Annotated in this window: 10 protein-coding genes; 9 read left to right on the top strand and 1 reads right to left on the bottom strand. The window is 58.4% G+C overall.

Features of this window, described 5'->3' with window-relative positions:
• From AC6I6H_RS12070 to AC6I6H_RS12035, 8 genes are all read left to right on the top strand, one after another.
• A complete protein-coding gene (locus tag AC6I6H_RS12070) occupies positions 1-321 on the top strand; it encodes a spore coat protein (protein WP_497954049.1) in 321 nt (106 codons plus the stop codon).
• 159 nt (positions 322-480) lie between these two features.
• Positions 481-1,002 carry a type 1 glutamine amidotransferase domain-containing protein gene (locus AC6I6H_RS12065; protein WP_497954048.1) on the top strand — a complete coding sequence of 174 codons (522 nt, stop codon included), beginning with the start codon at positions 481-483 and terminating at the stop codon, positions 1,000-1,002.
• Between the two features lie 21 nt (positions 1,003-1,023).
• A complete protein-coding gene (locus AC6I6H_RS12060) occupies positions 1,024-2,919 on the top strand; it encodes a glucose PTS transporter subunit IIA (protein WP_497954047.1) in 1,896 nt (631 codons plus the stop codon).
• On the top strand, positions 2,912-4,678 hold the full coding sequence (gene ptsP / locus AC6I6H_RS12055; protein ID WP_497954046.1) for a phosphoenolpyruvate--protein phosphotransferase: 1,767 nt from the start codon (positions 2,912-2,914) through the stop codon (positions 4,676-4,678). Before AC6I6H_RS12060 ends, ptsP begins: the two co-directional genes overlap by 8 nt.
• Positions 4,671-5,156: a VanZ family protein gene (locus AC6I6H_RS12050; RefSeq protein WP_497954044.1), complete on the top strand. Its 486-nt coding sequence runs from the start codon at positions 4,671-4,673 to the stop codon at positions 5,154-5,156. Before ptsP ends, AC6I6H_RS12050 begins: the two co-directional genes overlap by 8 nt.
• Positions 5,157-5,280: 124 nt before the next feature.
• Positions 5,281-5,703 (top strand): YgiT-type zinc finger protein, encoded by a 423-nt coding sequence (locus AC6I6H_RS12045; protein ID WP_497954042.1) that lies wholly within the window; start codon positions 5,281-5,283, stop codon positions 5,701-5,703.
• A 156-nt stretch (positions 5,704-5,859) separates the two neighbouring features.
• On the top strand, positions 5,860-6,867 hold the full coding sequence (gene ccpA / locus AC6I6H_RS12040) for a catabolite control protein A (protein WP_497954041.1): 1,008 nt from the start codon (positions 5,860-5,862) through the stop codon (positions 6,865-6,867).
• Between the two features lie 27 nt (positions 6,868-6,894).
• Complete coding sequence (locus tag AC6I6H_RS12035) at positions 6,895-7,599, top strand: 5'-methylthioadenosine/adenosylhomocysteine nucleosidase (RefSeq protein ID WP_497954040.1); 705 nt, start codon at positions 6,895-6,897, stop codon at positions 7,597-7,599.
• Positions 7,600-7,790: 191 nt separating this feature from the next.
• On the opposite strand, the gene AC6I6H_RS12030 is transcribed toward AC6I6H_RS12035, so the two are convergent.
• On the bottom strand, positions 7,791-10,937 hold the full coding sequence (locus AC6I6H_RS12030; RefSeq protein ID WP_497954039.1) for a transglycosylase domain-containing protein: 3,147 nt from the start codon (positions 10,935-10,937) through the stop codon (positions 7,791-7,793).
• 422 nt (positions 10,938-11,359) lie between these two features.
• On the opposite strand from AC6I6H_RS12030, the gene tyrS reads away from it, so the two are divergent.
• Positions 11,360-12,622 carry a tyrosine--tRNA ligase gene (tyrS, locus tag AC6I6H_RS12025; RefSeq protein ID WP_497954038.1) on the top strand — a complete coding sequence of 421 codons (1,263 nt, stop codon included), beginning with the start codon at positions 11,360-11,362 and terminating at the stop codon, positions 12,620-12,622.
• The last annotated feature ends 5 nt before the right edge of the window (positions 12,623-12,627 follow it).

Raw genomic sequence — 12,627 nt, 5'->3', positions numbered from 1 at the left:
ATGGAACTGGCAATGCCCAAACCGGCCGGCGAGCCCAAAACCAAGGGCCCCGAAATGAACGACCGGGACCGGATCAACGATTGCTTGAACACGGTGAAGTATTTGACCCAGGGGTACAATACGGGCCTGAACGAAATGCAGAACCCGGCGCTGCATAAGACTGTCGGTGCGATCCTGACCGACTTGCACGAAATGCAGTACGGCTTGTTCAACACCATGTTCAACAACGGCTGGTACAAAATCAAGGTTGCCGAGCAGCAGGAGCTGCAAAAAGCGTACGATCAATTTGACAAGTACCACACCCAGTTTCCGACGTTCTGACCCGTACCCGGGGAAAAACGCGGCAGGGGCTGTCCCGCTTTCGGGGCAGTCCCTTTTTGCCGCGGCGGGGCTGCCTTTACAAACCGGGACGCAACCGTTACCATACAAGAGCAGGTGTCTAACCTTGAAAAAAACGCATCAGGAAAAGGAGGCTTCCGAATGGAACTGACGGGTAAAAAAGTGCTGGCCTTTTGCGATCATGATTTTGAGGATCTCGAGATGTGGTATCCGGTGCTGCGTCTGCGCGAAGCAGGCGCCGAGGTCGTGATCGCCGGTCCGGAGGCCGGACAATCCTATAAAGGCAAATACGGCGTTCCGCTTACGGCCGACATCGGCTACGCGCAGGCGGAATCCGCTTCTTATGACGGGCTTTACGTTCCCGGCGGCTGGGCACCCGACAAGATGCGCCGCGATGCGGACGTGCTTCGGCTGACACGCGAATTTCACGAGGCGGGCAAGCCGATCGGACAAATCTGCCACGCCGGCTGGGTCTTGATATCCGCCAAAATCGTGGACGGGTATACGATGACCTCCACGCCCGGCATCCGGGATGATTTGGAGAACGCCGGCGCCCGCTGGATCGACGAGGAAGTCGTGGTCGACCGGAACATCGTATCCGGCAGGCGGCCGCCCGACCTCCCTGCGTTTATGCGCGAGCTGATTCGTCTTATGCGGGGGTAACCGCACAAAAGGAGAATGACCATGAATTGGATGGGGAACCTGCAGCAGCTTGGCCGATCGCTGATGCTGCCCATCATGATGCTGCCCGTCGCCGCCATATTGATCCGGCTCGGCACGCTGCCCTGGGATCAGGCGGGACTCGGACAAGTCGGCGATATTCTGTATTTTGCCGGACAATCCGTTTTTACTTATCTCCCCTTTATCTTTGCTGTAGGCGTTACGCTCGGTTTGGCGGAGAATTCGGGAATCGCCGGCATGACCTCGCTGTTCAGCTATTATCTGTTCACCCAGGTGACCGAACGGTTTGTCGGTCCCGAGTTTCAATTCGGCATCACCGGCGGCATTCTGATCGCCATCCTGACCGCATTAACCTATCACCGGCTGAAGAACGTGAAGCTTCCCGAATACATTCAGTTTTTCGGCGGCGTCCGTCTGGTGCCGCTGGCGATGGGCCTCGTGACGCTTTTGGCGTCGCTTGCGGCGGTTTGGATCGGTCCGTACATCCGGGACGCGTTTATCGCCTTCGGCCAGACGCTGCTCGGCCTCGGGGACTTCGGCGCTTTTCTGTACGGCGTCGCCCACCGGCTGCTTGTGCCTTCCGGTCTCCATCATATTCTCAACAACGTATACTGGTTTCAGCTCGGCTCCTTTCAACGGCCCGACGGAAGCTATGTCTTTGGCGATCTGCCGCGCTTTTTTGCCGGAGATCCGACCGCGGGCGAGTTCATGGCGGGCTTGTACCCGATCATGATGTTTGCGCTGCCCGCGATTGCGTTTGCCATCATTCACGAAGCGCGTGAGGACCTGAAGCCGAAGGTGCGGAAAACCTTTTTGATGGCGGCGCTGGCCTGCTTCCTGACCGGGGTGTCGGAGCCGATTGAATTTGCCTTTTTGTTCGTGTCGCCGGCCCTTTTCTTCATTCACGCGATTCTTTCGGGAATCGCCATGTGGATCACAAGCGCGCTGGAAATCCGCCACGGGTTTTCGTATTCCGCCGGCTTTATCGATTTTCTGATTAACGGGCACTTGTCAACGCGAGGCTGGGCCCTGATTCCCATCGGGCTCCTTTACGGCTTTGTCTATTACCGGCTGTTTTGCTGGGCGATCCGGCGGTTTCGCATTCCGACGCCCGGCCGCGAGGAAGGCTCCCAGCTGGAGGAGTGGGCGGGGGATATCCCTTACCGCTCGCCGCTCATTCTGGAAGCGCTCGGCGGCAAAAACAATTTGAAAACCATCGAAGCTTGTGTCACGCGTCTGCGTCTCACCCTGGACAACGACAAGCTGCTGGATATCACGGCGCTCCGCAATTTGGGCGCGGCCGGAGTCATCCGGCTCGGGGGAGGAAACGTGCAGGTCGTGTTCGGCACCTATTCGGACATGATCAAGGAAGAAATCGTCAAGCTGACCCGCAAGGAAGTGAAGCAGGTGGCCTTTCACTCGCCCGTACAGGGCCGCATGATTCCGCTGGAGGAGGTGCCGGACCCGGTCTTCTCCCAGGGGCTTGTCGGCAAAGGGGTCGCGTTTATTCCCGACCGGGGCGAAGTGGTGTCGCCCGTCGCGGGGAAAGTCGTGCACGTCCATCCTTCGCAGCACGCCATCGGCCTGGCCACCAAAGAAGGGCTGGAGGTGCTGATCCACATCGGCATCGACACCTCCCGGCTGGAAAATTGCTTTACCGCACTTGTGAAACAGGGCGACGAAGTAATGCCGGGACAGCTCATCGCGCGCTTTCATTACGAAAAAGTGCGGAAATGGGGCAAGTCGCTTGCCACTCCGCTTGTCGTCACCAATTCGGAAACGGTAAAGGCCTGGAGCTTCGCTCCTTTCAAGGCCGTCAAAAAGGGTCAGGCTTCGGTCTTTTCGGTTACGCTGAAAGACGATGTCGCACTACCGGGAGGGAAACAACAACATGCATAAAGGAATCGGAGCATCCCCGGGCATCGCCATCGGCAGAGCGTATGTGTTGTCCGCCGCGGAAAGGGACATTCCCGACGAGCCGCAGCAAAACCTTGATTTGGCGCATGAGCTGGAAAAGCTGAATGCGAGCATCCGGCAGTCCAGACTGGAGCTGGAGGCGATCCGCCAGGAAATCCGCGACCTGATCGGGGAGGAGGAATCGCATATCTTCAACGCCCACCTGGTCATGCTGGAAGACCCGATTCTTCTGAACGAAGTGCGCAGCATCATGCAGCTGCAGAACAAGGGAGCCGATCTCGCCGTCAAGGAAGCGGTGGAGAAGTTCGCCAACATGTTCGAGCTGCTGGACGATGAATATATGAAGGAACGGGCGGAGGATATCAAGGATGTGGGCAGCCGGCTGCTCAAGCACCTGCTGGGCGAGCAGGAGAAGGAGCTCGCGCCGATGGAGACCCCCTATATTCTGGTGGCCAAGGAGGTCACCCCGTCGGATTTCGTCAACCTGAACAGCGGCGAGATCCTGGGCGTGGCAACGCTGGCCGGCGGCCGGACCTCGCATACGGCGATTATGGCGCGGGCCTTCGGCATCCCGATGGTCACGGGGCTGGAGGGCAGGCTGGACCGGCCGGTCCAATCGGGGGATATCCTCATTGTCGACGGCGACGCCGGGGAAGTGCTGGTGAACCCGCCGGTATCGGTCATTGAGGAATATGAAGCCCGGAAGGCACGCTTGGCCGAGGAACGCCTCTCGCTGCAGGGGATCGCTTCCTGCCCGCCGGTAACCCAAGATGGCCAAAGGCTCGAAATTCGGGCCAATATCAGCTCGCTTAAGGAATTGGAGCGCGCGGTGGAAGAAGGAGTTCCCGGCGTCGGCTTGTTCCGCACGGAATTTATCTTTATGGACCGCACCTCCGTTCCAAGCGAAGAGGAGCAATACCAGATTTACCGGCACGCCGTTGAACGACTGAAGGGCAATCCGCTTGTTTTGCGGGCGCTGGACATCGGGGGGGACAAGGCGATCAGCTACATCGCTCTCCCGGAGGAGGAAAATCCCGCCCTCGGTCTGCGGGCCGTACGGATTTTGCTCACGCGCCAGGACCTGTTCCGCGCGCAGCTCCGGGCGATTTTGCGGGCAAGCGCGCACGGGCCGCTGAAGCTTTTGCTGCCGATGGTCAGTTCTTTGGAAGAGCTGCGCGCGGCAAAGGCCATTCTCGCCGATGTGAAGCGGGAGCTGCGGGAGGAGGGCATTGCGTTTTCCGAAGAAATCCCGGTCGGCATCATGATTGAAGTTCCGGCCTCGGCGCTGCTCGCCGATCTGCTGGCGCGGGAATGCGACTTTTTCAGCATTGGCACAAACGACCTCGTGCAGTATATTCTCGCCGTGGACCGGATGAACGAATCCGTGGAGCATCTCTATGAGCCGTTTCACCCCGCGGTGCTTCGTCTGATCCGGCATGCGGCGGTTTCCGCGAAGACGGCCGGCATTCCCGTGAGCGTCTGCGGCGAGATGGCGGGCGACCCGCTGGCTCTTCCGGTTTGGCTAGGGCTTGGCATCCAGGAGATCAGCATGTCGGTGCAATCGTTTCTTCCGGTTAAGCGGGCGCTCCTGGACGCAAATGCCCGGAGCTGTGCGGCCTGCTTTGAGAACGCGCTGGCCTGCAAAACCTCGGGCGAAATCCGGCTGCTCCTGGCGGCGGAAACAACCAAACCCGGCCGCACGATGTGCGAGGCACAAGAGGAGGCGGACGCCGATGCGTGACCGTTTTTCGGCCGAACCGCCGAAGCCGGATTTTCCCCCGGCCCGCAAATCTCTCCTCCTGGAAAGGACGCTCCGTTATCTCCCCTGCGTCGTGGTGATGGGCTTGATCTTCTTTTTCTCATCGCGAACGGGTGACGATCTGGGCTCCCTGCTTCCTTTCTTCCACAAGCTTTTTCCGGGGATGGAGGGGTTCGACTGGGGCCACTTTGTCGCTTACTTTGTTCTGGCCCTCACGTTTCTCTGGGCGGTGTCGGACGGCTCCTTCTCCTGGAAGCATAGGGCCGCCGCAGTGCTGCTCAGCATTCTGTACGGCCTGACGGATGAGTTTCATCAGCGGTATGTGCCGGGGCGGACCTCGGACTGGATGGACCTCCGCAATGACGGAATCGGGGCTCTGCTTGCCATGCTGACCGCCTCGCTGCCGGTTATCGGACCCGCCCTGCAAAGGCTGCGTCATTCCATCAAATTCCGCAAGTAGGCGGAAGGATTTTTACCGAACCGGGTCGAAGTAATAGAGACGAAGAAAGAGTGCCCGCCGTTTCCATCCGGATGCGGCAGGGCGGCGCTTCGGAACTATGGGTTCGAAATCGGGAGTGGTGCAATTGAACAAAACATGCGTTTGCGGACATGAAATGGAGATCAAGATCCGGACGGTCATTTATCGGAAATCGGTTGAAATTGAAAACGTTCCGGTGTTGATCTGCGAGTCTTGCAGCCACAGCGAGGTGTTTCCGCCGGTCAAATCTTCGCTTGTCGGCCTGCTGGGCATTCTCGGGAACAATCCGGGCCATTCGCAGCTGGAGTTTGACGAATGGAACGAGGTTGCCCGCATCGTGAAACAGCTGACGGATCTGGGAGCCGGCCTGGAGCAGTTTTCCAAGCTGGCGGATGAACGCATCAACGAACTGCTGGATATGCTGCTGCTGGCCCGGTCGCTAGAGAACGACAAATGGGCGGAAGATGTGCAGGCCCGGCTTGCCCAGCTTTCCGACCGCAGTCAATTTGCCTTGTCCCGTACAAAATAATCCGCTTTTCGCCGGCCACTGGGAAGTGGCTTATTTTTTTGGGTTGACAAAAAGAAAGCGTTATCGTTGCAGAAAGCCCTTTTTTGTCGTATCATATCTATATTATGGGTTGAGAATATAGATAAAGAATATAAAACATAAATGGAGCGAATAAACGTGACCGTAACGATCTATGACGTTGCCCGTGAGGCAAGTGTATCCATGGCCACGGTTTCCCGCGTGGTCAACAACAACCCCAATGTAAAGCCGCAAACGCGTAAAAAGGTGTTTGAAGCCATCGAACGGTTGGGGTACCGGCCGAACGCGGTTGCCCGTGGACTCGCCAGCAAGAAGACGACAACCGTAGGGGTCGTCATTCCCGATATCGCCAACACGCTGTTTGCTGACGTGGCCCGGGGCATCGAGGATATTGCCAACATGTACCACTACAACATTATCCTTTGCAACGCCGATAAGAAGAAAGAAAAAGAAGTCCGTGTTATCAATACGCTGCTTGAGAAACAAGTTGACGGGCTGCTTTTTATGGGCGGTACGGTTACGGACGAGCACCGGGAAGCCTTTAACACGTCCAATGTGCCGATCGTGCTCTGCGCGACGACCGACGACCAGCACGTGCTGCCGGAAGTGGACATCAATCACGAGAGCGCCGCTTACGACGCCGTGAAGGTGCTCATCGAAGCCGGGCACCGCAAGATCGCGATGATCAGCGGAACGCTGCAGGATCCCGCATTGGGCTATGCCCGTTACCAAGGGTACAAGAGAGCATTGGAAGAAGCGGGCATTCCGCTGAACGAGGATTATGTGCGGGCGGGCAACTACCGCTATGAATCCGGTATCGAAGCGATGGGGTATTTCCTCTCGCTGGCGGATGCGCCGACGGCCATATTCGCCGCAACGGATGAGATGGCGATCGGAGCGATCCACCGGATTCAGGACGAGGGCCATTCCGTGCCGAACGACTTCTCCGTGGTCAGCGTCGACAACAGCCGGATGGCGTCCATGGTGCGTCCCACCTTGTCCACTACCGCGCAGCCGATGTACGACATTGGAGCCGTCTCCATGCGGTTGTTGACCAAATTGATGAACAAAGAAAATGTGGAGCAGACGAAATTCATTCTGCCGCATGAATTTATATCGCGCAAATCGGTGGCTCAGTTAACCTGAGCCCTTTTTTCTGGGAGGATTGAATAATTGGTTCCGCAAAAGCTGGCTCTCATCGGAGCGATGGATGAAGAAATCGCTTTTTTCCTGCAGGATATGAAGGACGTCCGGGAAGAAGAACGGGCGGGGGTTCGTTTCTATGAGGGCAGGGTGGAAGGCCGCGATGCCGTGGTATGCAAGTCGGGGGTCGGAAAAGTGAATGCGGCCGTGTGCACGCAGATTCTGATCGACCGCTTCCGCACCGATGCCGTGCTGTTCACCGGCGTGGCCGGTGCGCTGGACCCGTCGCTGGAGGTCGGCGACATCGTGATTTCGGAGGACAGCCTTCAACACGACGTGGACGTGTCGGCGCTTGGCTACGGGAAAGGCGTGATCCCCTATCAGCCGGTGTCCGTTTACAAAGCCGATCCGGTATTGGCCGGCCTGGCTCTTCAGGCGGGGCAGGCGCTCTCGGGCGTGAAGGTGGTGCGCGGCCGGGTACTATCCGGCGACCAGTTCATCGCCAGCCGGGATAAGGTAGCCGAGCTGCGTACGGCGTTCCGGGGGGCATGCGCCGAAATGGAAGGGGCGGCGGTCGCGCAAGTGTGCGTCATGCATGGGGTTCCCTATGTCGTGATCCGCTCCATGTCGGACAAAGCGGACGGCTCCGCGCCGGAAAGCTTTGCCGAATTTACCCGGAAAGCTTCCGAAAATTCGTACCGCATCGTTATGGAAACGGTTCGTCTGCTTGGCTAGCAAAAGCTTTGAAGCAAGTCTCCGGTGTCAAGCCGGAACTTGGCGTGCGTATGCATTGCCTTAGGCGTCTTTCCGGAAATCCAGGAAGGGCGCTTTTTTTGTGGAGAAGAGGAGACGGGAGCAGCATTAATCCGGCAAACAAAGAAACACCCGGCCGACGGCAGAGCACCGTTGGCCGGGTGTTTGTGGTTTTAGTTGGCAATGGTGAAGATCGCCGAAGGGGCGGATTCGCCCGCGCCGTTGACGGCGGTGACATAGAAGCTGCCGCCTTCCATGCCGGTGACATACAGCAGTTTGTTTTGACGCGTCTCTGCCTTTAATTCAAACGGGCCTTCCGGGGTGGCGGAGAAGTAAACGCGATACCCCGTCACGCCTTCGCCGTCGGGATTGCGCTCCCAATCCAGATGCACGCCCGACGGCTTGACATCGCCGGTCAGTCCGGCAGGCGCCGTAGGAGGTCCTGCCGCCGGGTCGGCGGAAGGGCTGCCTTCGGGCGATTCGCCAGGCGAAGGCGTCGTTCCCGGCGCTTCGCTTCCGGGCGATTCCCCGTCCGTCGACGGCGACGGGGAAGGCGAACCGGCGTCCGGTCCGCCGGGGAGCACCTGGCCCCCCGGTAAAATCGGCTGGCTCGGAGCGGACTCGCGGCCCGCCACGTCCACCGCCGTCACGTAATAGGCGGCCAGCGTGCCGGGAGCCGGCGCGTTAAAGACTTTGGACGCGTCCGCCAGAACGACGGCGCCGTCCACCCGCCGGAAGCTGGTCAGGTCGGCGGAAGCGTACAGCCGGTACCCGACCACATCCGCGTCCGGACTTGGCGTAAAGCCGATCTTGGCTTTGTCCGGCCCGCCGGTCATAACCAGGTTCGTCGGCGGCGTCGGGTCTTTCCCGTCGTCGGTCCGCGGATCCGGCTCCGTGGGCACGTCCTTGTCCGCGTCGAGCGGTACGTACCGGTCCAGCGACTTGCGCTGGCTTGCCGGGGCTTTGGCCATCAGCTCGGAAATCTTCTTGAGCAGCTCGCCGATGGACTGCTTGCGCAGAATGCCCAGCTTTTCCGACAGGAATTCCTCCGGTGTTTCCGGCTTTGCGATGTAGTTGACGCCTTTGTAGGTGATGGTTTTGATCGGAACCAGCACGTCGTCCACCTGATCGGGCAAATACTTCTCGTTGAACAAATCGGTGGTCAGCTTGCCCGCTTTCCGGACTTCCTCGCTTGGCAGCAGACCGGAAAGACTCGACACGGTCATCCGGACAATCCCGTCCGGCCGCTTGAATTCCGCGGTTTTGAAATACTGCGGCTTTTTGTCCATGGCGGTATCCATGACAAGCGCCCAGATGCTTTTTGCACGGTTTTTGGCCGCTTTGGTTTCCAGCTTGTATTGCATGTCGTCATACCCGACCCATACGCCAACGGTGATGTCCGGCGTATACCCTACAAACCACGCGTCCGCATCGTCCTGGGTGGAGCCGGTTTTGCCGGAAATCGCCACCTGTCCGTAATGCTGGAACTCGCTTTTGAGCGAGGTGCCGGTGCCTTCCGTAATAACGGTGCGGAGCATATCGGTCATCAGAAAAGCCGTTTGCTCGCTGTACACCCGTTTCGGCTTCGTGGGCTGCTCGTAGACCACCTTGCCTTCGGCGTCGGTGATCTTGCTGATCATGTGGGCGTCGACAAACGTGCCGCCGTTGGGAATCGAAGCATACGCGTTCGTCAGCTCCTCGACGGTTACCCCGTAATCCAGACCGCCGATAACGCCGGTCTGGGCGTTGTAGTCGTTCTCGGTGATCGTGGTGATGCCGAGGTCCTTGGCGTAGCGCCACGCTTCCTCAATCCCCACGTCCTCGGTAAACAGCTTGATGGCCGGGATGTTGTAGGACTGGTTCAGCGCGGTCCGGGCCGTGATAAGACCGTGGAACTTGTGATCCCAGTTCTCGGGGATATGGAAGCCTTTCTGATAATCCTTCAGAATAATGGGGACATCGTCGATCACGCCGGCGGGCTGAATCAAGCCTTTGTCCAGCGCCGGAATGAAAGCGGCGATCGGCTTCATGGTCGAGCCCGGCTGGCGGGTGGCTTGCATCGCATGATTGTACTGTTCCTTGTCGAAGCCCCGGCCTTCGATCATGCCGAGGATGGCGCCTGTTTTGTTGTCCAGCATTACGGCGCCGACCTGCTCGATGCCTTTGACCTCGTCGTTCGGAGAGAAGTTCTCCGGGTTTTTGGAAATGGCCTGCATTGAATCGTAAATGGTCTTGTCGATGGTCGTGTAGACCTGATACCCGCCGGTCAGCAGATCCTGCTCGGCTTGCTTCAGCGCTTCCTTGTACAGATCGGGTTCCTTTTCGCGGTCGATTTCCGGGTTGTTGACCGACACCAAGAGCTCGGTCGCTTCCTTCTCGGCTTCGATCATCAGGAACGGATAAGTGTTGTACGCTTTGGCTTTCGTTTTTGCGAGCGATTTGCGGATGTCGAACGCCATGGCCTCGTCGTATTCCTGCTGCGTGATGAAGTTCTCCTTGAGCATGTTCCCCAGCACCATATGCTGCCGCGCGATCGCTTTCGTAATATTCTTTTCGTTCGGCACGCCCTTGCTCGTGTAGTTCGAGAAGTTGCTGGGCTGTTGGGGAATGCCGGCCAGGTAGGCGAATTGGGCCGTGTTGAGCTTGCTCAGATCGTCGACGTTGAATATTCCTTTGGCCGCCGCTTTAATTCCGTACAGGTTGTAGCCGCTTGAGCCGTTCCCGTAAGGAACCTTGTTCAGATAAGCGGTCAGGATTTCGTCTTTGGAAATATGGCGCTCCAGACGGATGGAAAGGAAAATTTCCTTGATTTTGCGTGTAATGTCGCGGTCAAAATTCAGAAACACCCGGCGCGCGACCTGCTGGGTGATCGTACTGCCGCCTGTCTGGACGTCTTCGTTCAGCACCTGCTGCTTGACGGCGCGGAGCGTCCCGGAAACGTCGATGCCGGGGTGCTCGTAAAAGTCTTTGTCTTCGATGGCCAGAACGGCGTCCCGCATTTTCTTGGGGATTTCGCTGAACGTGGCCAACCGTCGGTCTTCGTCTGTTCGCAGCTGCCCGATGACGGAGCTGTCGCGGAAGTAGACGAAGCCGGTTATGGCATCCTCCTGCATTTTTTTCACGATAGTCTCATGGCTGCGCACCGGTTCATCCTTCAACACCGCCGATACGTATCCGTATACGGCTCCGAATGCCACGAATCCCCCGATCAGGAAAAGGGCGAACGTCCATTTGAAGGTTTCCCACGCTCCCCGGCCCAGCTTGCGAAGCCAGGATTTTTTGGGGGGCGGTGCGGCGGCGCCGCTAGTGTTGTTACTCATGCAATACCTCCTTAACTCCAGGTCCATTATAGCACAATTGCCCATTTAGCAGGATAGGGTTTGACGGGGCGGGACAGATTATGATATAAAAAAACAAAACCATATCGAAAAAACGCGTTGATGGACCGGACATCCGTCCGATCAGTAGGTCGCTTGAAGCAGTGCCAGAGAGCCGGTGGGGGGTGCGAACCGGCGCGGACAAGCGTTCCGAATTACCGTCCGGAGCAGCGGCGGCGAACGGTTCCCCGGAGTGTGCTCCGAAACCCAGTAGCGGCCGGCCGGGGCAATCCCGTTAAACCTTGAAGAGTGAAAACGGACATCGTCCGTTTTAATTAGGGTGGTACCGCGAGCAGAGCCTTCTCGTCCCTTTGGGAGGAAGGCTCTTTTTATTTTCCAAGATAAAGAAAGGCGGTCGATGGCAAGTGAATATTTTGCAGGATCTGGAGTCGCGCGGACTGGTGTACCAAATGACAAACCGGGAGGAGCTGGAGAAAAAGCTGGAGGAAGGCGCGGTCACGCTCTACTGCGGGTTTGATCCGACCGCGGACAGCCTTCATATCGGGCATTTGCTGCCCATCCTGACCCTCCGCCGGTTCCAGCTGGCAGGGCACAATCCGATCGCGCTGGTCGGCGGGGGCACCGGAATGATCGGCGACCCGAGCGGCCGCTCGACGGAACGCTCGCTGAATACGGCGGACGTGGTGCAGGAATGGACCGGCCGGCTGAAGGGCCAGCTTTCCCGTTTCCTCGATTTCTCCGGGGAGCGCGCCAACCCGGCCCGGTTAGTCAGCAACTACGATTGGCTCGGGTCGCTGACGGTGATCGATTTTCTGCGCGACGTCGGCAAAAACTTTACCGTCAACTACATGCTGGCCAAGGATTCGGTCGATTCCCGGATTCAAAACGGCATTTCGTTTACGGAATTCAGCTACATGATTTTGCAGGCTTACGATTTCCTGCAGTTGAATGAAACGCACGGCTGCAGCCTGCAGATCGGCGGAAGCGACCAATGGGGCAACATTACCGCTGGGCTTGAGCTGATCGGACGGACAAACGGCAACCGGGGCTACGGCATGACGCTGCCGCTCATTACCAAAAGCGACGGAACCAAGTTCGGCAAAACGGCCGGCGGCGCGGTGTGGCTCGATGCGGACAAAACCTCCCCGTACCAGTTCTACCAGTTCTGGATCAACACCGACGACAACGACGTGATCCGGTTCCTGAAATACTTCACGTTCCTGCCGCAGGAGGAGATCGCCCGGCTGCAGCAGGAAGTCGAGCGCCAGCCGGAAAAACGCGAAGCGCAGCGCGTGCTGGCGGCCGAGATGACGGCGCTGGTGCACGGTGGGGAAGCGCTGAAAAGCGCGGTTGCCATTACCCAGGCGCTGTTCAGCGGAAACGTGCAGGAGCTGAGCCGCGGCGAAATCGAGGAAGCGTTCAAGGACGTGCCTTCGACGACGCTCACGGACGGTTCCATCGGGCTGGCCGACCTGCTCGTCGAGGTGAAGGCGGTGCCTTCCAAACGGCAAGCCCGCCAGGATATCGAGAACGGAGCGGTCACGGTCAACGGAGTGAAAACGACGGAGGTCAACAAAACCGCAGACGAGCTCGGCCGCATCGGCGAAGCTTACCTCGTGATCCGGAAGGGCAAAAAGAATTACTTCCTCGTTCGCTTTGAAGGATAAGACCG

This window comes from Gorillibacterium sp. sgz306347, assembly GCF_059735245.1.
Note: the sequence above shows the minus strand (reverse complement) of the source record. Positions and strands in the feature narration are given on the sequence as shown.

Coding starts and splice junctions, on each gene's coding strand:
- AC6I6H_RS12070 (WP_497954049.1), top strand. CDS start 1: ATGGAACTGGCAATGCCCAAACCGGCCGGCGAGCCCAAAACCAAGGGC.
- AC6I6H_RS12065 (WP_497954048.1), top strand. CDS start 481: ATGGAACTGACGGGTAAAAAAGTGCTGGCCTTTTGCGATCATGATTTT.
- AC6I6H_RS12060 (WP_497954047.1), top strand. CDS start 1,024: ATGAATTGGATGGGGAACCTGCAGCAGCTTGGCCGATCGCTGATGCTG.
- ptsP (WP_497954046.1), top strand. CDS start 2,912: ATGCATAAAGGAATCGGAGCATCCCCGGGCATCGCCATCGGCAGAGCG.
- AC6I6H_RS12050 (WP_497954044.1), top strand. CDS start 4,671: ATGCGTGACCGTTTTTCGGCCGAACCGCCGAAGCCGGATTTTCCCCCG.
- AC6I6H_RS12030 (WP_497954039.1), bottom strand. CDS start 10,937: ATGAGTAACAACACTAGCGGCGCCGCCGCACCGCCCCCCAAAAAATCC.